Source organism: Rathayibacter sp. AC182, assembly GCF_979253875.1.
Map to the genome: position 1 here is coordinate 23,484 of NZ_CEEDEK010000002.1, position 22,996 is coordinate 46,479.

Sequence of the window (22,996 nt, forward strand, 5' to 3'; positions counted from 1 at the left end):
GCGCAGGACTGCTCCGAGTAGAAGGAGTCGAGCGCCGTGTCGTCCGGATCCATCGGCCCGCCGTGCGGCGGCGAGTCGAGCAGCTCGAGCTTCTCGCGCAGGTAGGCGATCGCCTCGGAGTTGTCCGGGGCCTCCATGCTCGAGTGCGCGACCTCGGCCATGATCCCCATGCCGGGGCCGAGCACGAATGGCGATCGTCTCGTCGCCGTCCGGAGCTGAAGACGTGCACGTCCACGTCGTCCGCGGACCCGGCAGCGGCGGGAACGGGCCGCGTAGTGCAGCAGCAGATCGACGACGTCGTCGCCCGCGAGGAGGATTTGTCGGCGTAGCTGATGTGCTTCATGGCTCCGAGGGTAGGAAGGCGCCACCCGGGAATCGATGGGCTTGACCCCGGCGCGGGTGAGCGTGGGACGGACGTCGCGATACTGGGGGGATGCCGGTGCCGATCCGCCCCTACCGCTCGGCCGACGCCGCCGCGACGCTGCGGGTGTTCCTGGACGCCGTCACCCGGACCGCCTCCGCCGACTACTCGTCGGAGCAGATCGAGGCGTGGGCGCGCCGCGACGACCGCGACGACCGGTGGGGTACCGCGCGCCTGGCTCGGCCGACCGTGGTCGCCCTCGACGGCGCCGAGGTCGTCGGCTTCTCGGACGTCGACGCGGAGGGCTGGATCGACATGCTGTTCGTCGCGCCGGACCACGGTCGACGGGGCGTCGCGTCAGCGCTCCTGGCGCATGTCGAGGCGCTCGCCCGCGCTCAGGGCGCGGTCGAGCTCGGGACCGACGCGAGCCTGACGGCCCGGCCCGTCTTCGAGCGGCACGGCTTCACCGTCGTGGGGCGGCAGCATCCGGTGCGCGGGGGAGTGGCCCTCGTGAACCACCGGATGCGGAAGGCGCTGGTCCGACGGAAGTCGCGGGCGGGAGTCGCGCGACGGCCGGTGCCTGCTCGTCTCACGCCTCCGATCGGCGCAGCCGCACCAGCACCGGCAGCAGCAGCAGCGCCAGCACACCCGCCGCCGAGCGAGAGCGCGGCGTAGCCTCGGCCCGGCGACGACGACGCCCGAGAGCACCCCGGCGCCGACTCCTGCCAGGGCTATCAGCACGTCGAGCGTGCCCTGCGTGCGGGCGCGGTCCTGCATCACGGTTCCGGCGACGACGAGGGCCGTGCCCGAGATCAGCCCGAGATTCCAGCCGAGGCCCAGGAGGACGAGGGCGGCGATCGTGCCGACGAGGGACTCGCCGGGGGCGAGGGCCGCGACGAGACCTGCGAGCAGCAGCAGCGCTCCGGACGCCGCCGCCACGGGTGCCCGACCGACGCGGTCGACGAGCGCTCCCGTGACGAGCGACGGGAGGTACATCGCTCCGATGTGCAGGCCGATCACGAGGCCGACGTCGCCGAGGTCGTGCCGGTGCGCGCTCATGTGCACGGGAGTGGTGGTCATGATCGCGACCATCACGATCTGCGTCAGCACCATCACGACCGCGCCCGCGAGCGCCGTCGGCGAGAGGCGCAGGCGTCCGGTTGAGGCGGGGGCGGAGGGAGCGGCGGAGGCCGCGTCCAGCCGGCGCGCGAGGAGGAAGGGGTCGGGTCGGAGCAGCACCAGCAGTGCCTGCTCCGGCCGCGAGGTAGGCGGCCGCGGCGAGCAGGGAGGGACCCGCGAGGGCGGGGAGTCCGAGCGAGAGGGCGAGCCCGCCGAGGGGCTCGACCAGATTCGGCCCGGCGACGGCGCCGGCCGTGGTCGAGACGAGGGCGATGCTGATCGCGGTGCCGCGACGCTCGGGCAGGGCGAGGTCGGTGCCGGCGTAGCGGGCCTGCAGGTTCGCGGCGCTCCCGGCCCCGTAGACCAGGAGCGACACCCAGAGCAGCGCGATCCCGTCCGTCGCGGCCGCGACGACGACTCCGATCGCCCCGACGCCGCCCGCGGCGAAGCCCAGACCGAGACCGAGCCGCCGACCGGAGCGCTGGGTGAGACGCCCCATGAGGAACGCGGCGAGAGCCGACCCGAGGGTGAAGAGCGCCGTCGGGATGCCGACGAATCCTCCGAGCCGAGCAGCTCCTGCGCGAGCAGCGCGCCGACCGTCGCTCCGGCGGCCAGCCCCGCTCCGCCGAGCACCTGGCTGAGCACGATGACGATCAGGGTGCGCCGCTGCACCCGCGCGCGCTCGACCTCGGCCCCGGTCACCATCCGCTCGTCCAGCACCTCGTCGAGCTGGTCCGCGAAGAAGTCGGCGCTCTGGATCGTGAAGCACAGCGGCGGCTTGATCTTCAGCACGCACTGGCGGTCGGAGGTGGGCTGCACGATCACGCCGCGCTCGCGGAGGCGCTCGCAGATCGCGCGGGTCTCCTCCGTCGCCGGCTCGAGCGTCTCCCGATCGCGCACGAGCCTCGAGGCCCAGGTAGAGGCCGTGGCCGTGCACGGCGCCGATCAGGGGATGCCGCTCGCCCAGCTCCTCGAGGCGGCTGCGGAGGTGGGCGCCGACGGTGCGCGCGTTCTGCTGCAGTCCCTCGCCCTCGATCACGTCGAGCACGGTCAGACCGATGACCGGAGCTGACGGGGCTGCCGCCGGCGGAGGAGAAGAAGTAGCCCTGCGAGCGGTAGCGCTCGGCGATCTCGCGGGTCGTGATCACGGCTCCGAGCGGGTGCCCGTCGCCCATCGCCTTGGCCACGGCCACGACGTCGGGCACGACGCCCTGCTGCTCGAAACCCCAGAACCAGTCGCCGAGGCGGCCGTAGCCGACCTGCACCTCGTCGGCGATGCAGAGGCCGCCGTGCGCGCGGACCGCCGCGTAGACCGCCACCAGATACCCGTCGGGCAGCGGGATGCCGCCCGCGTTGCCGTAGTAGGCCTCGGCGATGAACGCGCCGGGCGGGGTGCCCGCGGCCGCGAGCGCCTCGATCCGCGCCACGGCCTCTTCGGCGTAGCGGGACGCATCGTCACCGCGGTGGAGGCCCCGGTAGCTGTTGGGGGCGTCGAGCGCGTGCACCCAGGGCGGGCGCGCGTCTCGAGGGCGTCGGGGTTGTCGGCGACGGAGGTCGAGACGGCGTCCGAGAGCGCCGTCCAGCCGTGGTACGCCTCGCGCATGGCGAGGACGTCGTCGCGTCCGGACCACGCGCGCCCGATGCGCAGGGCGAGATCGGCCGCCTCCGAGTCCGCTGTTCACGAGCAGCACGGTGTCGAGCTCCTCCGGGAGCAGTCCCGCCAGCCGCTCGGCGAAGTCGCCGATCGCCGGGTACGAGAAGCGCGAGTTCGTGTTGAGCAGACGCCACTGCCGGGCGACGCGCTCGGCCAGCAGCGGGTGCCCGTGGCCGATCGACGTGACGTTGTTGAGCACGTCGAGGTGCACGCGTCCGGAGTCGTCCACGAGGTGCTCCCGCCAGCCGCGCAGCATCGTGGGCGGCTCCTCGAAGTAGTGCTCCTGCACGTCGGCCAGGTGCGCCAGCCGACGGGGGAGGACGGTGGCGTCGGGAAGAGGCGCGGGCAGGGAGTGGCCCAGGAGCAGGGGAGTGGCGTCGAGCACGACGTCGAGCCAGGCGTCGGCCCACGACCCTCCGGCGAAGAGCGGCGGTTCGACCTCCTCGAACGCGCGGGGGAGGGCCTGCGCGCGGACGGCCGAGGCGACGCGTCCGATGCGCTCGCCCGCCGTGAGGCCGGCGCCGACCGCCGGCGCGTCCTCGACTCCCTCGAGACGGAGCAGCACCGACTCCCCGCGCAGGACCAGCGTCCCGGGGGCACCCTCGACCACCTCCGCGTCGACGGGCGCGACCAGCTCGGCGGGCTCGGCGAGGTGCAGCGCGACGTGCAGGGCGACGGCCTCGGGCTCGTGCGCCGAGTGCGGCCGCGCGCGGGTGAGGCGGCGCTCGCCGTGGCGGAGCACCGCGGCCGGCGCGTGCTCCAGCGCCTCGGCGACGAGCGCCTCCTCGATCCCCGGGTCGAGCCAGCGACCCTCGTCGAGCGCGGGGCTCTCGGGCGAGAGGTCGATCACAGCGGCCTCGACGTCGAGCGCGGGCACCGTCGTCGTGACGGGCGACGGAGCGGAGCTGCGGCCCAGCGCGCGGCGCACCAGCGCCTGCAGCACCGGCAGGGGAGCCGTGGTCGCCCGCTCCAGGATCAGCTGCTCGTGCTCGAGGTTCTCGCGCGCGTACTCGTTGCCCGGGTCGCCCGCGAGGACGTCGTGGGCGCTCACCACCAGCACGGCCGCCCGCAGCACGACGAGCGGCCAGAGCGCCTCCGCCTCGGCATCCGACAGCGGACGCACGGCGTCGTAGGCGACCGCCGCCCGCAGCACCGAGGCGGCGTCGGCGTCGGCGTGGTGCAGGAGCGACGAGAGCGTGACCGCCAGCTCGCCGACGGCCCATCCCGCGCCCAGGTCGCCGAAGTCGATGACGCCGTCCGGCACCGCGCCCGCATCGACCACCACGTTGTCGTCCGTGAGATCGCCGTGCACGAGCTGCACGGGCAGCGCCGCGGCGAGTGGAGCGACGACCGCGAGCGCCTCCTCGGCCGCCGTGCGGAGGCGTCGAGCGGCCCGGCGGGGCACCCGCTCGATCAACGCTGCCACCACCTCTCCGCCGCGCCGAAGATCCCACTGCCCGGGCTCCTCGAGGCCGTCGAGCGGATGCGCGGCGAGCGCAGTGTCGAGGCGGGCCGCGAGCCCGCCCATCGCGCGGACGACCGCGGGAGAGGTACCCGGAGCCGGACAGCGTGCGACCCCGGCACGAAGTCGAGCACGCGCGCGGTGCAGTCCGCGTCGCCGAGCCGGAGCTCCTGCAGCACCCGGCCCTCCCGATCCGCGATCGCGCGCGGGAGGCGGAGCCCCGGCAGTTCGTCGGCGAGTCTCGCGACCGCCCGGGTCTGCGCCGCGACCACTCCGCTCGGAGTCGCCGGGTTGGCCACCTTGAGCAGCAGTCGTCGCCCGTCGGCCTCGACGAGCACGTTGCGGTCCCTGATTGCTCCCCAGCTCGTGCAGCATCCCCTCGATCCCGTACCGCTCCCGGAGCAGGTCGCGAGCGCGGTCGTGATCCAGCGCGGGCGGAGGCGGCGGGGCGACGGAGGAGGCGGGTTCGACCGGCATGGCGTGGTCCTGTCGTGCGGAGGGCTCGGGTGCGTCCATGATCCTCCCTCCGGCTCCTGCGTCGAGCGCGGAAGGGTCGACGCACGAGGGTGGGTCCTTCGGAACCTCCACCGGGAGGCGACCTCGGCGACGATCGTGCGCGACGACCGCTCTCAGCAGGGGTTCCGCCCGCCGAACGGCCCGGTCAGCCCGCGTACGCCGCCGCCGGGTCGAAGCGCCCGAGCTCCTCGCGGAACGCGAACGCGAAGTCCGGCCACAGCAGCGTCAGCCGCTTCGAACCGGCGTCGACGTACCAGCTCTCGCAGCCGCCGTTCGTCCAGACGGTGTCGGCGCTGAGCTCGTCGATCCGGGAGACGGAGGCGGCCTCGGCCTCCGCGGTCACCTCGAGCGCCCCGGCGCCCGAGGCGGTCGCGGTGGTCCAGGGCGGCGAGCACGTAGGCGAGCTGCGACTCGATCATGTGCACGGCGGAGTTGTGGCCGAGACTCGCGTTGGGGCCGTTGATCACGAACAGGCTCGGGAAGCCGTGCACCGCCGTCGACGCGTGGGCCCGCATCCCGTCGGCCCAGTGCTCGGCGAGCAGCCGGCCGCCGCGGCCCCGGACCCGGCGCGCGAAGGGCGGCCGCGTCGAGTGGAACCCGGTCGCGAAGACGAGGACGTCGACCTCGTGCGGGCGAGCGTCGTCGCCGATCGCCGCCGAGCCCTCCACGCGGCGCAGGGGACCCGGCACGACGCGCACGTGCTCCTGCGTCAGCGCCGGGTAGTAGTCGTCCGAGAGCAGCACCCGCTTGCAGCCGATCTCGTAGTCGGGTGTCAGCACGGCGCGGAGCGACGGATCCGCGACCTGCGCCGCGAGGTGCCCGAGAGCCTCGTCGCGGAGCCTGTCGATCGCGGCCGGCACCCCGACCCGGCCGGCGAAGCCGAGCTCCGCGCGCCAGAACAGCTCCTCCCGGAGCCGCTGCACCGCGCCGGGCACCCGGGCCAGCGAGCGCCGCTCGGCGGGAGCGTACTCGCGGTTCCGCCGCGGCACGACGTACGGCGCCGACCGCTGGAAGAGCACCACCTCGGCCGCCCGCTCCGCGAGGTGCGGCACGATCTGCACCGCGGACGCTCCCGACCCGACGACGCCCACGCGCGCTCCGTCGAGGTCGACGTCGTGCCGCCAGCGCGCGGAGTGGAACGCGGACCCCGTGAAAGAGGAGAGGCCCGGGACACTCGGCAGACGAGGCTCCGACAGCCGCCCGGCGCAGATCACGAGGACCGCGGCCGACCAGTCGCCGCGCGACGTCCGCACGTCCCACCGCTCCGACTCCTCGTCGAACTCCATCCCGAGCACGTCCGTGCCCAGGTGCAGGTGCGGCTCGAGGCGCTCGCGCACGACCACGCCCTCCAGGTAGGCCTGGATCTCGGCACCCGGGGCGTAGAACGCCGACCAGTCCGGCTCCGGCGCGAACGAGTAGGAGTAGAGGTGCGAGGGGATGTCGCACGAGACGTTCGGGTAGTGGTTGTCGCGCCAGGTGCCCCCGACCCGGTCGGCGCGCTCGAGCACCGCGAAGGAGGCGCCGCCGCGGCGGGCGAGCAGCGCCGCGGCTCCGATGCCGGCGAAGCCCGCTCCGACGACGAGGACGTCGACCTCGACGGCCATCAGACGCTCATCCGGGGCAGCACGCTGCCCGCCGCGTCCCGCGAGGGATCGGCGAGGAAGTGCTCGAGCAGGGCCAGCAGCTCCGCCGGGCGCTCGGCGAGCACCGCGTGGCCCGCCTCGATCTCGGCCCAGCGGGCGTCGTCGATCGTCCCGAGCAGCGCCTGCGCGCCCTCGATCCCGACGACGGAGTCGGCGGTGCAGCCGACGACGAGGGCCGGGATCGCGCAGCCGCGCGGCCGCGTCTGCGGCATCGGCCCGAGCGGCCGCCGCCAGCAGCACTCCCGCCTCCGGTCCGAACGGCGGGGTCCGCTCCGGGCCCAGCTCGGCGAGCGAGCGCACGGCGACCAGGCTCGAGAAGTCCGAGCGCGCGGCCGCGTCGAGCGACTCCCACAGCCGCGCGGTGGCGATGAGCCGCTCCGTCGGCCGCGCCCAGCCGGCGATCAGCGCGAGGGCCCGAACCCGCGGATCCGCGCCCGCCGCGATCGCGACCGCGGCGCCGAGGGAGTGGCCGACCACGACGGCCTCCTCGGCACCGAGCAGATCGAGCACGGCCGAGACGGCGCGCGGCCCGTCCCGCCACGGGTCCTCCGAGGTCCAGGAGCTCCAGAGCCGCGACCCTCCGCCGGCGCGCGAGCATCGGCAGCAGGAGCACCCCGTCCGCTCTCGCTCCGCGTCCCGGACCCGTCAGCAGCACGACGACCGGCCCGTCGCCGGCCGTCCACAGGCGCACCGGGCGATCGTCCAGCAGCACCCGCGACTCCGTCACGAGCGAGGCCTGCCGATCGAGGAACGCCTCGCGGCGGGTCATGACGCGCGTCGCGCCAGCGGGAGCCGCACCCGCACGGGGCCCGTCGCCGCAGGGGCGGTCCGCGGCACGGCGCGGGACGGATCGACGACGCCGTAGTCGGTCGTCCGCTGCCGCCAGTCGCGCCCGATCTCGCGCATCAGCCGGTCGACCGTCGCGATGTCGAGCGAGCGGTGCGCCTCGGCGCCCGACTCCGGTCGCAGAGCGCTGTCGAGCAGCAGCCCGCCCAGATCGTCCGCGCCGCCGCGCAGGAGCACCTGGGAGGCGTGCAGCCCGAGCTTCGTCCACGCCGTCTGCACGTGGTGGATCCGGCCGTGCAGGAGGGCGGGCGACGGCGTGCACCGCCCGCGTCTCGCGCAGGGTCGGTCCGCCGCGGGTGAGGGCCACGACCTCGGCGGGCGCCTCCGCCGGCACGAACGGCATGGCGATGAACTCGGTAGAACCCGCCCGTCTCGTCCTGGATCGCGGCGAGCGCGCGCAGGTGCGCGATCTGCTGCTCCGGGGTCTCGACGTGCCCGTAGACCATGGTGGCGGTGGAGCGCAGGCCGTGGCGGTGCGCGGTGGTGACGGACTCGGTCCACTCGGCGGTGCTCGGGTCGGTGCCCCGGCTCAGGATCGCGCGGACGCGATCGTCGAGGATCCGAGCGGCCGTCCCCGGCACGCTCGACACGCCCGCCTCCTGCAGCGCGTCGAGCATCTGCGGCACGGTGCGCCCCGACCGCGCGGCGGCGTCGCGGATCTCGGCCGGCCGGAACGCGTGCAGGTGCAGCGAGGGCTGCCGCTCGTGCAGGGTCCGCGCGATGAGCAGGAGGTCGTCGCCGGGGAGTCCCGGCGCGAGCGCTCCCTGCAGGCACAGCTCGGTCGCGCCGAACGCGACGGCCTCGTCGGCGAGCTCGCGCAGCGCGTCCTCGTCGAGCCCCGAACGCCAGAGCGAGGTGTCGACGTTCATGTTCGCGACGACCGAGACGGTGTCGCCGACCGCGGAGCGGCGGACGTCGTCGGCGAGGGCGGCGAGCGCCTCGAGGTCGTCGCCGTCCGCCGCGAGCAGCGCCTCGTAATCGGAGTCGCCGAGACCGGCCGGATCCGCCGCGGCCCGCTCGAGCACTGGGCGCGAGAGCAGAGGACGGCACCGGGCGGGCGGGCGCCCCGAGCTCCTCGCGGTACGCCCGGGGGAGCACCGGGGCCGCCTCGTCGGCGAGCCACGACTCCGGATCGGCGAGCGCCCGGACGTAGGGCGCGACCCGCGGATCGATCCACGTCGCCGCGTCGCGCAGGTACTGCGGGTGCGCGGTGAGGCGCTCGCGGAGCCGGTACCCGGCCGCCGCCGTCAGCCGCGCGAGATCGTCGATGTTCGGCCAGGGCCGCTCCGGATTCACGTGGTCGGCGGTCAGCGGGCTCACGCCGCCCCAGTCGTCGATCCCCGCGCGGATCAGCAGCCCGAGCTCCTGCTCGTCGGTGAGGTTCGGCGGAGCCTGGATCGTGACGTCGGCCCCCATGACCAGTCGCGCGACGGCCACGTTCGCCACGTACTCCTGCAGCTCGAGGTCGACCTCGTTCTGCATCGCCGTCCGCGGCTTCGCGCGGAAGTTCTGCACGATGCACTCCTGCACGTGGCCCCAGCGCTCGTGCGACTCGCGGATGGCGAACAGCGCGTCCGCCCGCTCCGCGTCGTTCTCGCCGATGCCCAGGAGCACGCCGGTCGTGAACGGCACGCGGCTGCGGCCCGCGTCGTCGAGCACGCGCAGGCGCAGCGCCGGATCCTTGTCGGGCGAGCCGTAGTGCACGCCGCCCTTCTCGGACCACAGCCGCGTGGCCGTCGTCTCGAGCATCATGCCCATCGACGGCGCGACCGGCCGCAGCCGCTGCAGCTCCGCCCACGACATCACTCCGGGATTGAGGTGCGTGACCATGCCAGGTCTCGCTCATCACGAGCACCGCCATCGCCCGCACGTACTCGAGGGTCGAGGAGTAGCCGTGCTCGGCGAGCCAGGCGCGGGCGACGGGCCAGCGGTCCTCCGGGCGGTCGCCGAGGGTGAACAGGGCCTCCTTGCAGCCCAGCGCGGCCCCTGCGCGGGCGACCTCGAGGATCTCCTCCGGCTCCATGAACGTCGACTCGCGCTTGGCGAGGAGCTCCCCGGGCGTCTCGACGAAGACGCAGTAGTGGCAGCGGTCCCGGCAGAGCTTGGTCAGCGGCACGAAGACCTTGCGCGAGTAGGTGATCACGTCCGGCCGACCGCAGCGGGCGAGGCCCTCGTCGCGCAAGGCGCCCGCCGCGGCGAGCAGCAGCTCGAGGTCGTCGCCGCGCGCTCCGAGCAGGAGCTCGGCGCTCGCTCCGGGTGATCGGCTCCCCGTGCGCGAGGCGGTCGAGGACGGTGGCCGTGGGGGAGGTCCATGCGGGTGGCGGCTCTTCCGGAGGGATCGGTCGGCGCGGGGCCGGCGGGCGGGGCGGTGCTCAGAGCGCGCGCAGTCGCGGCGCGAGGTCGCGCTCGAACGCGTCGAAGAACCGCTGCTGGTCGTCGCCGGGCGCGTGGAAGACCAGGTGGGTGAAGCCCGCGTCGACGTAGGGCGTGATCTGCGCCACCGTCTCGTCGGGGTCGGAGCCCACGATCCAGCGCTTGGCGACCTGCTCGATCGGCAGCTCGTCGGCGGCCCGCTCCATGTCGACCGGATCGGTCAGCGAGTGCTTCTGCTCGGGAGTGAGCGACAGCGGCGCCCAGAAGCGCGTGTTCTCGAGTGCGAGCGCCGGGTCGGGGTCGTACGAGAGCTTGATCTCGATCATCCGGTCCAGCGTCGAAGAGTCGCGCCCGCCGGCCGCGGCACCCTCCTCGACCGCGGGGAGCAGCTTCTCGGTGTAGAGCTCCATGCCTTTGCCCGAGGTGCAGATGAAGCCGTCGCCGGCGCGACCGGCGTACTTCGCCACGACCGGACCGCCCGCGGCGATGTAGACGGGCACGCCGCTCTCGGGCTTGTCGTAGATCGACGCCTCGTGGGTGGAGTAGTACTCGCCGTCGAACGAGACGCGGTCGCCCGCCCAGAGCGCGCGCATCAGGCGCACGGCCTCGCGGAGGCGCGCGAAGCGCTCCTTGAAGTCGGGCCAGGTCTGCTCGCCCGCGCCCTGGTAGCCGGTCGCGATCTCGTTGAGCGCCTCGCCCGTGCCGACGCCGAGCATGATGCGGTCCGGGTAGAGGACGCCGAGGGTGCCGAACGCCTGCGCGATCACGGCGGGGTTGTAGCGGTAGTGCGGCGTCATGACGGAGGTGCCGAGCCGGATGGTCGAGGTGCGCTCGCCGGCTGCGGCGAGCCACGCGAGCGAGAACGGGGCGTGGCCGCCGGTGTGGCGCCAGGGCTGGAAGTGGTCCGAGACCACCGCGCTCTCGAATCCGTGCCGCTCGGCTGCGACGGCGAGCTCGACGAGCTCCCGTGCACCGAACTGCTCCGCCGACGCCTTGTACCCGAGCGTGATCGTCATCTGCAGCCTTCGTCAGTAGGGAGGGTGACCGCTCGCGACCGACGCCGCGCGGTCCCTCCATTCTGCGCCTGCGTGGAGGCCGATCGGGACGATCAGTCGGATGCGGGCGAGATGTTGACCATCCACTCGACGCCGTACCGGTCGACGAGCATGCCGAAGCGGTCGCCCCAGGGCGACTCGGTGAGCGGCATCGGGGTCTCCCCGCCCTCGGCGAGCGCCGCGAACCAGCCGCTGAGCTCGGCGTCGTCGTCGCCGAAGAGCGCGATCTGGATCCGGGCGCCCTCGGACGCCGGCATCGCGCTCGGGCTGTCGGACCCCATCAGCAGCAGCCGTTCGGCAGCGTCAGCTGCGAGTGCATGAGGCGGTCCTGATCGGCGGGGTCCTCGCTCGCCTGGAAGTCGGCGTACGTGCTCGCCTGGAGCTCGCCCCCGAACACTGAACGGTAGAACTCCATCGCCTCGCGGGCGTTGCCGGCGAAGCCGATGTAGGGGCTGAGACTCGTGGGCACGGCGGGCCTTCTTCCTCACGGGGGACTGCGATCGCGATCAGTATCGACCCGGAGGCGGGCGCGGGCAACGGCCTGCTCACACCAGCCCGATGCGGTCCGGGACGCTGAAGCGCACGTCGGGGAGCCACGACGCGGGATCGGGGAACGGCCGCCCCTGCGGCAGGCGGGACAGGAGCCTGCGCACGGCCCCGGCGTCGGAGGCGCTCGGCAGCACCCGCGCGGGCGCCGCGTGCAGGAGCACCCCCAGCCACCAGTGCTTCCAGTTCACCGGCGCCGACTCCGGCTCCAGCACGACGTAGTAGTCGGGCAGGGACGCCTCGCCGCGGCGGAAGACGCCGAGCGCGGTCTCGATCTCGACGTCGAGCGCGCCGTGCGTCGCCCGGTCCTCGAAGAACTCGATCCAGGCGTTCGCCACGTGCTCGAGCGGATCCGCGTCGTGCAGCAGGTAGGTGGAGGCTGACGGATGCGTGCCCGGACCGGTGCCCGGTCGGGCGTCCACGTTGGGCAGTGCGTCGAGGTCGCGCAGCAGGCCGTCGGTCCCCGGACCGACGAGCAGGACGACCGTGGCGGTGGAGCTCGGTGCTGTTCCCATGCTCGAGTCTCGGACGACCGGGAGGCCGAGCGGAAGTCCCCGCGTGTGACGAGCCCGTGACGATCACCGGCAGCCCTCACCGGGAGCGCCTGCTGCCGGGAGCGCCTACTCCGGGAGCGATGCCTCGGCGCGCGTCGGCGGGTTCGCACCCGCGCGCGAGGTCGATGCCCGCGACCCGGGCGGCCCAGCGTCCGATCGCCCGCAGCGACGGCTCGTCGAGCAGCATCCCGTTCGGCGCGCCGAGCGCCTGGCGGAGCGCCTCGTCGAGGATCGCGCCCATCGCCGAGTCGCCCGCTCCGATGGTGTCGGCCACGACGATCCGCGCGGCGGGCACCGTCGCCCGCGCCACGGCCGACGCGAGCAGCAGGCCCTCGCCGCCGCGGGTGATCACGGCGAGCTGCGCGCCGAGCCCGAGGATCCGGGTGAGCACCTCGTCGAGCTGGACGGTGGGGTAGAGCCACTCCGCGTCCTCGTCGCTGAGCTTGACGATCTCGCACGCCGCCGCGACGCGCTCGAAACGCGCGAGCGCCTGGGCGTGCCCTCCCACGAGCGCCGGTCGGATGTTCGCGTCGACGCTCGCGGTCGTGCCGGCCGGAAGCGCCTCGAGCAGCTCGAGCACCGCGGAGCCGCCGGGCTCGAGGTAGACGGCGATGGAGCCGGTGGTGCACGTGGCCGAACGCGGTCGGGTCCGCCGCCGGCGGGCTCCACGACAGGTCGAAGTCGTACTCGGCCGAGCCGTCGGGCTGGATGCGCGCCTCGCCGTCGAGGGTGCGCGCGGCGTCGCCGTGCACGACCTCCACTCCCGAGGCGCCGAGGTGCTCGGCGATGCGACGACCGCGCTCGTCAGCGGCGATGTCGGTGACGAGGGTCGCCTCGCGTCCGAGGCGGGCGAGGGTGAGCGCGACGTTGGCGGGGGAGCCGCCGACGTGCTCGCTGCTCGCTCCGTCGCGCTCGACGATGTCGATCAGCGCTTCGCCGACGACGAGGATCCGGGGTGCTGCCGTCTCGCGGCCGTCCGTGCTGGGCATCAGACCATCATGCCGGTCGTCGCCCACGGCCGCACGGCCCGGACCCGTCAGCGGTCCTGCGCGAGCACCTCGTCCACGCTCGTCAGCTCGATCAGCGGCGCGTAGAGCGCCATCGCGTCCAGCGCCCGCCGGTGATCGGCCTCGAGGCGCCCGCGCAGGCGTCCTGCACGACCCGCACCCGCACTCCCGCATCGGCCGCCGCCAGCGCGGTCGACAGTACGCAGCAGTCGGTCGACACCCCGGTCAGCACGATCTCGCGCGACTCGTCGAGCAGCGCTTCGAGCTCGGGCCCCACTTGCCGAACGTCGTCGCGGTGAGCACGCGGTGCCCCTCGAAGCCGGGCATCAGGGCGTAGAGCGGGTCCTCGTCCGGCACGAGGGCGAAGGCCACTCGCGGTAGTACGGCACCCAGGCGCCCTGAGGCTCGGCGGGTGCCACGAAGCGCGTGGTCACCACTTGCCGGCCGAACGCCGGGATCAGCCGCGCGGTGCCGGCGGCCGCCCGCTCGAACTCCGCCGAGCCCCAGGGCGAATCGGCGTCGGCGAAGACGTGCTGCAGATCGATCGCGACGAGCAGGCTCACGCGCGCGACTCCTGGCGGCGCACGCTCGCCGAGGACGTGACGAGGGCGCCGACGAACCCGATCAGGAGCGCGGCGAGGACGCCCAGGTTCGCGTAGGCCCACTCGCCCTCGCGACCGCCGATCGGTGCGAGCAGGTAGCCCTCCCAGCCGAAGCCGGGCGTGGTGTTCACCACGAGGCCCCAGCCGATCACCGACCCGACGACGACGAGCACCACCGGCGCGATCGACACGCTGCCGTAGCGTCCGCGCGCGGTCGTAGAGGGCCTCCTGGTCGTCAGGTCGCGGCGGCGCAGGAGCAGGTCGGCCAGGAACACGCCGAGCCATGCCGCGATCGGCACGCCGAGCGTGATCAGGAACGCCTGGAACGGGCCGAGGAAGTCGCCCGCGAGGAACACGACGTAGATCGCCCCGAGCACCATCAGCACGCCGTCGATGCCCGCGGCGACCGGCCGCGAGACCTTGAGGCCCGTGCTCAGCAGAGCCAGCCCCGAGGAGTAGATGTCCATCACCGCGCCGCCGATGAGCCCGAGCAGAGCCACGACGATGAACGGCAGGAGGAACCAGGTCGGCAGGATCGACGCGAGCGCGCCGATCGGGTCGGCCGCGATGGCGTCCGACAGCTCCTGCGACGATCCGGCGAGCAGGAGCCCGACGACCACCAGGACGACCGGCGCCACCGCTCCGCCGATCGTCGTCCAGGCGATCACGCCTCCGGTGCCCGCCGTCCGGGGGAGGTACCGGGAGTAGTCGGCCGCGGCGTTCACCCAGCCCAGCCCGAAGCCGGTCATCATGAAGACCAGACCGCCGATCACGGCCCCCGCCGATCCGGAGGGGAGGCTCGCGACGGCTCCCAGGTCGATGGTCGTCGAGCACGAGCGCGACGTAGACCACCGTGAGCACTCCGGTGGCGATCGTGATCGCGAGCTGCAGGCGCATGATCAGCCGGAAGCCGACGACGCCGGCGATCACGATCAGCGCCGCCACGACGATGAGCGCCACGACCTTCGTCAGCACACCGCCGTCCCAGCCGAACTCCTCGAAGACGGTCGCGGTGGCGAGCACGGCGAGGGAGGCGAGAACCGTCTCCCAGCCCACGGTGAGCAGCCAGGAGATGACCGAGACGAGGCGGTTGCCGTTCACGCCGAAGGCCGCTCGGCTCAGCACCATCGTCGGCGCCGATCCGCGCTTGCCCGCCACGGCGACGAAGCCGCAGAAGAGGAACGACACGACGATGCCGATGACCGCCACCGCCGTCGCCTGCGCGAAGGAGAGGCCGAAGCCGAGCAGGAACGAGCCGTAGCTCAGTCCCAGCACCGAGACGTTCGCCGCGAACCACGGCCAGAACAGGTCGCGCGGGCGGCCGTGCCGCTCCGACTCCTGGATCGTGTCGAGCCCGTTGAGCTCGATGCCGCCGACGGGGCGGACGGGGGTCTGGTCGGGAGAGGTCATGGCGTCCCTCGTTCTCGCGCGGGCGACCGGCGCTCGCCGGGCTGCAACGAATCTGGCGGCCGCTCAGTCCTCCGGGCGCTCCAGCAGGCCCGCGCAGGGTCTCGAGGTCGGCGGCGACGCGTCCGCAGTCGTCGTCCCACTGATCCAGCGTCATCCCCTCCTGCCGGCGGACGGTGAAGGCCACCTCGGCGCCGTCGCCGTTCGCGAGCACCCGGAGGGGTTGTCGAAGACACGCCCCTCGGCCGTGATCACCCGGTGGTCGGCGACGAGGAAGGGGTTCCTCGGAGCGAGGACCACCTCGACCCGTCCCATCGGGGAGTCGGCGAACCAGTGCCCGTCCACCTCCTCCACGCGCGACTCGGCGAGCCCGGCGGCCCAGAGCGGCAGGTTCGACGGGTCGACGATGAACGAGTAGACCTCCTCGGCGGGTGCGTCGATGACGATCCCCACCGGTCAGTGATTCGTGCAGCACGGTCAGTCCCCTTCCGCGGCGAAGCTCGCCACGAGCAGTGCGGCGAGGGTGGTGCGGTCGAGGATCCCCTCGACGCTCACCGACTCCCCGCGTGCGTGCGCTCCCGCTCCGGGAGCGCCGAGGCCGTCGAGCACCGGGATGCCGAGGGCCGCGATCAGGTTGCCGTCGCTCGCGCCGCCCACGGCGGTCTCGGTGAGCGGCAGGTCCATGGTGCGGGCGACGCGCTCCGCACGCCGGTAGAGGGCGCCGACCGCCGGGGTCCGCTCGAAGACCGGGCGCTGCCACGACCCGCGGACCTCGATCCGGATCCGCTCGTCCGAGGCCTGCAGCGCGTTCATCTCGGCCTCGACCCGGGCCGCCTCCGCGGAGTTCCGGATGCGCGCCTCGAGCTCCAGCCGCACGCGAGCGGTGGTCACGTTGACCCGGCTGCCGCCGCCGACCAGGCCGATGTTCACGGTGGTCCCCGCCTCGGGCCGGGCGATGCCGAGGATCCGGGGGATCAGCACGCCGAGCTCGTGGATCGCGCTCGCCCCCTTCTCGGGCTCCACCCCCGCGTGCGCCTCGACGCCGACGACGTCGACGACGAAGTTGCCGATGCCCTTGCGGGCCGTCTTGACCGCGTCGCCGATCGCGCCCTCGAAGACGAGCGCCGCCTCCGCCCCCCGGCCCTGGTGCTCGAGGAACGAGCGGGAGGTGAGGCTGCCGACCTCCTCGTCGCCGTTCATCACGAGGCGGACGGCCGGGTGCGCGAGCCGCGCGTGGCGCAGCGCCGCGACGACCCACACCATCTGCACCAGCCCGACCTTCATGTCGTAGGTGCCCGGCCCGCTCAGCCGGTCGCCGTCGAGCGAGAACGGCCAGGAGCGCGTCGTGCCCAGCGGCCAGACGGTGTCGTAGTGGCCGAGCAGGGCCACGAAGGGGCGCGAGCCGCGGGGCCCCGCCCGGGCGCGCTGCCCGCGAAGGTCCAGCTCGAGGCGCCCGGGGCGTCCTGCTCGCGCCGGTGCTCGATCTCGGCGGCGTGCCCGAGGCGCTCGCCGACCCAGTGCACGAGGTAGGCGTGCAGTTCGCCGAGCGCCTCGAGCGAGTCGCTCGGGCTCTCGATCATCACGAGGTGGCGGACGTCGGCGAGGATCTGCTCGCGGTTCTCGCGCAGGAACACGCGCACGCGGGCCGCGTCGGCGGCGTCGGGGAAGGTCACCGTACCCGGAGTACCAGAGTGCGGGCGGCGATGCGAACCCGCGCCGGTGGTGAACCGGACCGGGGGTGCTTACGTTGGAGTGAGCAGAGGTGGTGCATGTCCGAGGAACAGGCCGAGCTGCTGCGTGCGCTGCACGACGAGCACTCGGCGGCGCTGTGGAGGTTCGTCCTCCGGCTCACGGGAGACCGCCAGATGGCGGAGGACGTGGTGCAGGAGGCGCTGCTGCGCGCGTGGAAGCACCCCGAGATCCTCGCCCAGGGCGAGGGCGCCGCCCGCTCCTGGCTTTACACCGTGGCCCGCAACCTCGTCATCGACGACCGCCGCAGCGCCCGGTACGCCCGCGAGATCGGCACCGACGAGGTGCCGGAGCGCCCCTCCGCCGACCGCACCGACCAGGTGCTCGACGCCTGGCTGCTCTCGGACGCGCTGAGCGGCATCAGCCACGACCACCGAGCCGTGATCGTGCACGCCTACTACGGCGGTCGGTCCGTGGCCGAGATCGCCGACCTGCTGGGCATCGCGCCCGGCACCGTGAAGTCGCGGATGCACTACGGCATGCGAGCTCTGGAAGCTCGCTCTGCAGGAGAGGGGAGTGACGGAGCTGTGAGCACCGCACCGCACGACGACCGGGCCGAGGGCGACGCCTTCCGCGACTGGGACGCCGCCTACCTCCTCGGGTCGCTGTCGAGCGCCGACCGCCGCGCCTACGAGCTGCACCTGCGCGGCTGCCCGGGCTGCCGGGAGGCGCTCGGCGAGTTCGTGCCGCTGCCGGGGCTCCTCTCGCACCTCGGCGCCGAGGAGGCGCTGCGCCTGCTCGAGTCCCCGGAGCAGGCCCCGGCCCCGGCGCCGCCCGCGCTCCTGTCGCGCCTGGCGGCGGCCACCGACTCCGTCCGCCGCCGCACCCGGCTGCGGATCGCCGGCCTCGTGCTGGCGGCCGCCGGGGTGTCGGCCGCCGCGGCGATCGCCCTGCCCGTGATCGTCGGCGACGCGCTGCCCCCGGTCGAGACCACCGGCTACACCGTGTCGCTCGCGAGCGAGCCCGGCGTCCCGGTCGAGGCGACCGTCCAGTTCGTCGCCGAGGACTGGGGCACCCGGATCGACATGGACTGCAGCTGGGGAGAGAGCGCCGAGGGGTCCTCGCCGACCGCCCGCTCCGTCGGCTACGTCATGTACGTGATCGACCGCTCCGGGAGCGCCGAGCCGATCGGGTCCTGGACGAGCACCCCTGGGAGCTCGATGCACCCGACGCTCGCGACGGGCGTCCCGCTCGCGGACATCGCGTCGGTCGAGGTGCGCCTGCAGGACTCCGACGCCGTCGTGCTGACCGGCGCTCCCTGAGCGGGCGTCCGGCCGCGCCGTCGGATTCCCAGGTGAACGGCTCCGGCACTGAGTAGCTTCTCAGTCATGACGATCGCGACCCTCGCCCTCGCCCCTGCCTCCGTGGCCTCCGCCTCCTCCTCCGACAGCATCGACCAGCTCTCCGGACTGGTCGGCGTCGCTGCGCGGGTGATCGCCGCGCTCGGCGAAGCGGGGGTGGGCCTGCTGACGCTGATCGAGACGGTGTTCCCGCCGATCCCCAGCGAGCTCGTTCTGCCGCTGGCGGGCTTCCTCGCCCAGCAGGGCCGGATGAACCTGGTGCTCGTCGTGATCACCGCGACTCTGGGCGCGTACCTCGGCGGTCTCGTCCTCTACTGGCTCGGCTACCGCATCGGCACCGAGCGCTCCATCCGCCTGCTGTCGAAGCTGCCGCTCGTCGATCGCGAGGACTTCGAGAAGGCGGTCGGCTGGTTCCGCCGTCACGGCACGTGGGCTGTGCTGTTCGGCCGCCTGATCCCCGGCGTCCGGAGCCTCATCTCGCTCCCGGCCGGCGCCGAGCGGATGAACCTCCTGCTGTTCTCGGGACTCACGATCCTGGGCTCCGGCGTCTGGAACGGCCTGCTGATCGGCCTCGGCGCCGCGCTCGGCACGCAGTACGAGCTCGTCGACCGGTACGCGGGCGTGCTCGACGCGATCATCTACGGAGCCGTCGGAGTGATCGTGCTGCTCCTGATCGTGCGGAGCATCCGCCGGCACCGCGCCGCGCGGGGCACGGGTCGACGGCACTGATCGGGGGCGGCACCGTCCGTCCCGGCGGCTGTCCGCGGGGCGGGCGGGAATAGTCGGCGACATCTTCTGTTGATACCCCCCGGGGGTATTGGAAGGAGATGCGCATGACGCACGACACCACGTCCGGACGGACAGGGCACGGCCGCGGGACGCGCGGCGACGATCACGCCGCGCACGGGCACGACGACCATGCGGCGCACGGCCACGCCGCGCACGATCACGCCGCGCACGACCACTCCGGTCACCACGGCCACGGAGGCGGTCACGCCGGCCACCACTCCGCGCACGTCGCGATGTTCCGTCGGCTGTTCTGGTCGATGCTGGTCCTCGCGGTGCCGACGGTCCTCCTGAGCCCGATGTTCGCCGACCTCGTCGGCTACGGACTCCCGGACGTCGCCTGGGTCGCCTGGGTCCCGCCGCTCCTCGGCACCGTGCTCTTCGTGGTCGGCGGACGCCCGTTCCTGTCGGGGGCGGTCGACGAGATCCGCTCGCGCGCCCCCGGCATGATGTTGCTGATCGCCCTCGCGATCTCGGTCGCCTTCCTGTCCTGCGCTCGGCGCGAGCACCGGCCTGCTGCCGCACGAGCTCGACTTCTGGTGGGAGCTCGCGCTGCTCGTCGTGATCATGCTCCTCGGGCACTGGATCGAGATGCGCTCGCTCGCCCAGGCGTCCAGCGCCCTCGACTCGCTCGCAGCGCTGCTGCCCGATGCGGCCGAGCGCGAGACGGCGCGAGGCGTCGAGCGCGTCCGTCCGGACGAGCTGACGGTGGGCGATGTGGTGCTGGTGCGCCCCGGATCGCGCGTCCCGGCGGACGGCGAGATCGTCGAGGGCGCCGCCGAGGTCGACGAGTCGGTCCTGACGGGGGAGTCGCGGACCGTCGTGCGCACGGTGGGCGACCGGCTCGTCGCCGGCAGCGTCGCCACGGACGCCCGGCTCCGGGTCCGCGTGGACGCCGTCGGCGACGACACGGCGCTGGCGGGCATCCGCCGGCTGGTCGCCGAGGCGCAGTCGTCCTCGTCGCGCGCGCAGATCCTCGCCGACCGGTTCGCGGGGCTGCTGTTCTGGTTCGCGCTCGGCGCCGCGGTCGTCACCGCGATCGTCTGGCTGGCGCTCGGCCGGCCCGACACGGCCCTCGTCCGCGTCATCAGCGTGCTCGTCATCGCCTGCCCGCACGCCCTCGGCCTCGCGATCCCGCTCGTGGTGTCGATCGCGACCGAGAAGGCGGCCCGCGCCGGCATCCTCGTCACCGATCGCGCCGCTCTCGAGGCGATGCGCTCCGTCGACACCGTGCTCTTCGACAAGACCGGCACGCTGACGCTCGGCCGTCCCGAGGTGGTCGAGGTCCTCGGCGAGATCCGAGACGCTCGCCCTGGCCGCCGCCGTCGAGCGCGAGAGCGAGCACCCGCTCGCCGTCGCGATCGTCCGGGCTGCGGGGAGTCGGAGCTGCGCGCCGAGGCCTTCGAGACCCGGGGCGGCATCGGAGGTCGCGGCGATCGTCCGCGGCGACCGCGTGGCCGTGGGCGGCCCGGCGCTGCTCGCCGAGCTCGGCCTCGAGCCGCTCCCCGAGAGCGCCGAGGCGTCCGAGCGCGGCGCGACCGTCCTGCACGTGCTCCGCGACGACGCGATCCTCGGCGCCCTCGTGCTCGAGGACGCCGTGCGCCCGGAGTCGGCGGAGGCGATCGCCGCACTGCAGCGCGAGGGCGTCCGGGTGGCGCTGGTCACCGGCGACGCCGAGCCGGTCGCCCGCCGCGTCGCCCGGGAGCTCGGGATCGACGAGGTGATCGCCGGAGTCCTCCCCGGAGGCAAGAGCGACGTCGTCGCGCGGCTCAGGGCCGAGGGCCGTCGCGTCGCGATGGTCGGCGACGGAGTGAACGACGCCCCGGCGCTCGCCGGAGCCGACGTCGGCATCGCGATCGGCGCCGGCACCGATGTGGCGATCGCCTCGGCCGGGCTGGTGCTCGCCTCCGACGACCCGCGGGCGGTGGCGCGCGTCCTCGCCCTCTCGAAGGCCTCGGCCGCGAAGATGCGCCAGAACCTCGCGTGGGGCGCCGGCTACAACGTGGTCGCCGTCCCGCTCGCGGCGGGCGTGCTCGCTCCGCTCGGGTTCGTCCTGCCGATGGAGGTCGGTGCTCTGCTGATGAGTTCTAGCACCGTGGTCGTCGCGGCGAACGCGCAGCTGCTGCGCCGGATCCGCCTCTGACAGTCCCGGGGCGCGGGCGCAAGGCCGTGTGCGCCGCGCCCCGGGTGCCCTAGCGTTCGAGGGTCAGCCCCCGACGCGAAGGAACGCCATGTCCGAGAACGCCGCTCCCGCCCTGTCCCGCACCGCCGTCGAGCGGAGCTGGATCATCGGCGTCTCGCTGATAGCGATCGCCCTCGGGGTGATCGCCGTGCTGATCCCGGGCCCGACGCTCCTGACCGTCGCGATCGTCTTCGGCATCCACCTGATCGCGGCGGGTGTGTTCCGCCTGCTGCTCGCCTTCACCGCGTCCCGTCTCGAGGCGCGGGTGCGCTGGCTGGCGGGTCTGCTCGGCGCGCTCATCCTGGTCGCCGGCATCCTCTGCCTCTCGAACCCGTTCGAGTCGCTCACCGTCCTCGGACTGGTGATCGGCCTGGGCTGGATCCTCGACGGCGTCTCGAGCATCACGAGCGGTCGAACCGTCTCGGGGCCGGCCTGGCTGCCGATCGCAGCGGGTATCGCCTCCGTCATCGCCGGCATCCTGACGATCATCATGCCCGTGCTCGCGCTGGCCTCCTTCGTGACGGTCGTCGCGATCCTGCTGATCGTGGTCGGCGTCTCGGGTCTGCTGCTGCTCCCGGGACGCACGAAGGCGCCCGAGCAGGCGAGCTGACCGCTCCCGGCCTCGACTACCGCAGCCGCGTCCTCCGACTCTCGAGCAGCGGCACGTCGACGACGCCCGCGAGCGTCGCGCGTGCCCGGCCTGGTGGTCAGAATCCGAGCAGGCGGTCTCCCGAGAGCACCGCCGCGGGGATCGCGAAGGCGAACCACGACAGCGGAGCCAGCACCCAGTTCGCGAGGATCGGCCCACGGCCGGGAGCATGTGCGCGCACCGCCTCGACCTCGGCGAGGGCGACCCGGGGAGAGTAGAGCAGCCGCGCGTTCGCCGCGATCGAGATCAGCGCTCCGGCGGCCAGCGGGCCGCCGAGCAGTACGATCGGCGAGCCGGCGGCCGTGATCCAGCACGCGGCGATCACGACCCAGAGGACGAGCAGCCACACGGCCACCGCGAAGCTGATGCGCTGTGCGGGACTCCTCCCCGAGGCGTACAGGTCGTCGGCCTGCTCGTCGATCGGGCGGCGGAGCACGCGGAGCCGGAGGACCGTCGCGACCAGGAGCGCCACGACCGCGTAGGGAAGTCCCGCGACGATCAGGATCCGGATCGGCAGGAAGTCGAGCTGCACGAGCGCGAGCACCCCGATGCCGCCGAGGACCGCCATGCCGACCGGGACGAGCAGCATCGCCGAGAGGGGGAACGCGGGCGGCGCCTGCCGCAGCGGCCACAGGTCCTGCTCCTCGGGCGCGGGATCCCGGGAGTCGCGGTCGTGAGCGTCCATCCCGGCACCCTACCCAGCGGTCGTGAACTGCTCCGCGCGCCCATGCCACGATGAGAGCGTGAGTGCGGAAGACCCCGACCTGGTGCCCGAGCTGCTCGTCGAGGATCTCGAGCGCAGCCTCGCGTTCTGGTGCGGTCCCTGCGGCTTCGTCCTCCGCTACTCCCGTCCGGAGGAGGGCTTCGCGTACCTCGTGCGCGGCGGCGCGCACGTGATGCTCGACACCGTCGGCCTCGGCCGCGACTGGATCACCGCGCCGCTCGAGCGGCCGCTCGGCCGCGGCGCGAACCTGCAGATCCGCGTCGACGACGCCGACGCGGTCGCCGAGGCGCTGCGCCGAGCAGGCGTCGTGCTCTTCGGGGAGCCCGAGACGTGCTGGTACCGCACGGGCGTGCGCGAATCGGGGGTCAGGCAGGTCCTGGTCACCGATCCCGACGGCTACCTCCTCCGCTTCCAGTCCTCGCTCGGATCGCGTCCGTCCGAGCGCTGAGGACCAGTCCCA

General features: G+C 73.8%; 23 protein-coding genes and 6 pseudogenes. 9 read left to right on the forward strand and 20 right to left on the reverse strand.

Annotated features, from left to right (window positions below; translation table 11 throughout):
- Positions 1-433: 433 nt before the first annotated feature.
- Positions 434-826, forward strand: a pseudogene (locus tag AC0CII_RS00955) (GNAT family N-acetyltransferase); the annotation flags it as partial.
- On the opposite strand, the gene AC0CII_RS00960 reads toward AC0CII_RS00955, so the two are convergent.
- The 6 genes and pseudogenes from AC0CII_RS00960 to AC0CII_RS00985 all read right to left on the reverse strand — a co-directional run.
- A complete protein-coding gene (locus AC0CII_RS00960; RefSeq protein WP_465228434.1) occupies positions 719-2,380 on the reverse strand; it encodes an MFS transporter in 1,662 nt (553 codons plus the stop codon). The pseudogene AC0CII_RS00955 and the gene AC0CII_RS00960 overlap by 108 nt on opposite strands.
- Complete coding sequence (locus AC0CII_RS00965; protein ID WP_465228436.1) at positions 2,302-4,662, reverse strand: aminotransferase class III-fold pyridoxal phosphate-dependent enzyme; 2,361 nt, start codon at positions 4,660-4,662, stop codon at positions 2,302-2,304. Before AC0CII_RS00965 ends, AC0CII_RS00960 begins: the two co-directional genes overlap by 79 nt.
- On the reverse strand, positions 4,548-4,934 hold the full coding sequence (locus AC0CII_RS00970; RefSeq protein WP_465228437.1) for a hypothetical protein: 387 nt from the start codon (positions 4,932-4,934) through the stop codon (positions 4,548-4,550). The genes AC0CII_RS00965 and AC0CII_RS00970 overlap by 115 nt, the downstream gene beginning before the upstream one ends.
- Before the next feature lie 291 nt (positions 4,935-5,225).
- Entirely contained in the window at positions 5,226-7,265 is a 2,040-nt protein-coding gene (locus AC0CII_RS00975; protein ID WP_465228438.1) for a flavin-containing monooxygenase, read from the reverse strand.
- Between the two features lie 255 nt (positions 7,266-7,520).
- A complete protein-coding gene (cofG, locus tag AC0CII_RS00980; RefSeq protein WP_465228439.1) occupies positions 7,521-9,431 on the reverse strand; it encodes a 7,8-didemethyl-8-hydroxy-5-deazariboflavin synthase CofG in 1,911 nt (636 codons plus the stop codon).
- A 127-nt stretch (positions 9,432-9,558) separates the two neighbouring features.
- Positions 9,559-9,744 (reverse strand): annotated as a pseudogene (locus AC0CII_RS00985) (hypothetical protein); the annotation flags it as partial.
- Between AC0CII_RS00985 and AC0CII_RS00990 the strand changes: the two are divergent.
- Entirely contained in the window at positions 9,682-9,861 is a 180-nt protein-coding gene (locus AC0CII_RS00990) for a hypothetical protein (protein ID WP_465228440.1), read from the forward strand. The pseudogene AC0CII_RS00985 and the gene AC0CII_RS00990 overlap by 63 nt on opposite strands.
- Positions 9,862-9,973: 112 nt before the next feature.
- On the opposite strand, the gene fgd is transcribed toward AC0CII_RS00990, so the two are convergent.
- From fgd to AC0CII_RS01055, 13 genes and pseudogenes are all read right to left on the reverse strand, one after another.
- A complete protein-coding gene (gene fgd / locus AC0CII_RS00995; protein ID WP_207402815.1) occupies positions 9,974-10,990 on the reverse strand; it encodes a glucose-6-phosphate dehydrogenase (coenzyme-F420) in 1,017 nt (338 codons plus the stop codon).
- Positions 10,991-11,082: 92 nt separating this feature from the next.
- Positions 11,083-11,310: a VOC family protein gene (locus tag AC0CII_RS01000; protein WP_465228441.1), complete on the reverse strand. Its 228-nt coding sequence runs from the start codon at positions 11,308-11,310 to the stop codon at positions 11,083-11,085.
- Positions 11,310-11,498, reverse strand: a complete 189-nt coding sequence (locus AC0CII_RS01005; protein ID WP_465228442.1) for a VOC family protein — start codon at positions 11,496-11,498, stop codon at positions 11,310-11,312. The genes AC0CII_RS01000 and AC0CII_RS01005 overlap by 1 nt, the downstream gene beginning before the upstream one ends.
- Before the next feature lie 76 nt (positions 11,499-11,574).
- Positions 11,575-12,090: a hypothetical protein gene (locus AC0CII_RS01010; protein WP_465228443.1), complete on the reverse strand. Its 516-nt coding sequence runs from the start codon at positions 12,088-12,090 to the stop codon at positions 11,575-11,577.
- Positions 12,091-12,166: 76 nt separating this feature from the next.
- Positions 12,167-12,709, reverse strand: a complete 543-nt coding sequence (locus AC0CII_RS01015; RefSeq protein WP_465228444.1) for a PfkB family carbohydrate kinase — start codon at positions 12,707-12,709, stop codon at positions 12,167-12,169.
- Between the two features lie 229 nt (positions 12,710-12,938).
- Positions 12,939-13,118: pseudogene (locus AC0CII_RS01020) on the reverse strand (carbohydrate kinase); the annotation flags it as partial.
- A gap of 91 nt (positions 13,119-13,209) precedes the next feature.
- Positions 13,210-13,413 carry a cysteine hydrolase family protein gene (locus AC0CII_RS01025; protein ID WP_465228445.1) on the reverse strand — a complete coding sequence of 68 codons (204 nt, stop codon included), beginning with the start codon at positions 13,411-13,413 and terminating at the stop codon, positions 13,210-13,212.
- A gap of 49 nt (positions 13,414-13,462) precedes the next feature.
- Entirely contained in the window at positions 13,463-13,699 is a 237-nt protein-coding gene (locus AC0CII_RS01030) for a hypothetical protein (RefSeq protein ID WP_465228616.1), read from the reverse strand.
- Positions 13,696-14,511 carry a cytosine permease gene (locus AC0CII_RS01035; RefSeq protein WP_465228590.1) on the reverse strand — a complete coding sequence of 272 codons (816 nt, stop codon included), beginning with the start codon at positions 14,509-14,511 and terminating at the stop codon, positions 13,696-13,698. Before AC0CII_RS01035 ends, AC0CII_RS01030 begins: the two co-directional genes overlap by 4 nt.
- 130 nt (positions 14,512-14,641) lie before the next feature.
- Positions 14,642-15,148 (reverse strand): annotated as a pseudogene (locus tag AC0CII_RS01040) (cytosine permease); the annotation flags it as partial.
- Positions 15,149-15,298: 150 nt separating this feature from the next.
- Positions 15,299-15,598 (reverse strand): SRPBCC family protein, encoded by a 300-nt coding sequence (locus tag AC0CII_RS01045; protein ID WP_465228446.1) that lies wholly within the window; start codon positions 15,596-15,598, stop codon positions 15,299-15,301.
- A gap of 24 nt (positions 15,599-15,622) precedes the next feature.
- The gene (locus AC0CII_RS01050; RefSeq protein ID WP_465228447.1) at positions 15,623-16,534 is read right to left on the reverse strand and encodes a M20/M25/M40 family metallo-hydrolase; all 912 of its coding nucleotides are present in this window, start codon (positions 16,532-16,534) and stop codon (positions 15,623-15,625) included.
- On the reverse strand, positions 16,450-16,818 hold the full coding sequence (locus AC0CII_RS01055) for a hypothetical protein (RefSeq protein ID WP_465228448.1): 369 nt from the start codon (positions 16,816-16,818) through the stop codon (positions 16,450-16,452). The genes AC0CII_RS01050 and AC0CII_RS01055 overlap by 85 nt, the downstream gene beginning before the upstream one ends.
- 96 nt (positions 16,819-16,914) lie before the next feature.
- On the opposite strand from AC0CII_RS01055, the pseudogene AC0CII_RS01060 reads away from it, so the two are divergent.
- The 6 genes and pseudogenes from AC0CII_RS01060 to AC0CII_RS01085 all read left to right on the forward strand — a co-directional run bounded on the left by AC0CII_RS01060 (position 16,915) and on the right by AC0CII_RS01085 (position 21,773).
- Positions 16,915-17,425, forward strand: a pseudogene (locus AC0CII_RS01060) (sigma-70 family RNA polymerase sigma factor).
- Positions 17,422-18,156, forward strand: coding sequence for an anti-sigma factor family protein (locus tag AC0CII_RS01065; RefSeq protein ID WP_465225368.1), 735 nt, complete (start codon positions 17,422-17,424; stop codon positions 18,154-18,156). Before AC0CII_RS01060 ends, AC0CII_RS01065 begins: the two are co-directional and overlap by 4 nt.
- A gap of 66 nt (positions 18,157-18,222) precedes the next feature.
- Positions 18,223-18,924, forward strand: coding sequence for a DedA family protein (locus AC0CII_RS01070; RefSeq protein WP_465225369.1), 702 nt, complete (start codon positions 18,223-18,225; stop codon positions 18,922-18,924).
- Between the two features lie 189 nt (positions 18,925-19,113).
- A complete protein-coding gene (locus AC0CII_RS01075) occupies positions 19,114-19,275 on the forward strand; it encodes a hypothetical protein (protein WP_465228617.1) in 162 nt (53 codons plus the stop codon).
- Positions 19,242-21,124, forward strand: a pseudogene (locus AC0CII_RS01080) (copper-translocating P-type ATPase). The gene AC0CII_RS01075 and the pseudogene AC0CII_RS01080 overlap by 34 nt, the downstream one beginning before the upstream one ends.
- A gap of 88 nt (positions 21,125-21,212) precedes the next feature.
- Positions 21,213-21,773 (forward strand): HdeD family acid-resistance protein, encoded by a 561-nt coding sequence (locus AC0CII_RS01085; RefSeq protein ID WP_465225370.1) that lies wholly within the window; start codon positions 21,213-21,215, stop codon positions 21,771-21,773.
- Between the two features lie 97 nt (positions 21,774-21,870).
- Here AC0CII_RS01085 and AC0CII_RS01090 read toward each other — a convergent pair whose 3' ends face one another.
- The gene (locus AC0CII_RS01090; protein WP_465225371.1) at positions 21,871-22,497 is read right to left on the reverse strand and encodes a hypothetical protein; all 627 of its coding nucleotides are present in this window, start codon (positions 22,495-22,497) and stop codon (positions 21,871-21,873) included.
- A gap of 58 nt (positions 22,498-22,555) precedes the next feature.
- Here AC0CII_RS01090 and AC0CII_RS01095 point away from each other — a divergent pair, with 58 nt between their 5' ends.
- Positions 22,556-22,984, forward strand: coding sequence for a bleomycin resistance protein (locus tag AC0CII_RS01095; RefSeq protein ID WP_465228449.1), 429 nt, complete (start codon positions 22,556-22,558; stop codon positions 22,982-22,984).
- The last annotated feature ends 12 nt before the right edge of the window (positions 22,985-22,996 follow it).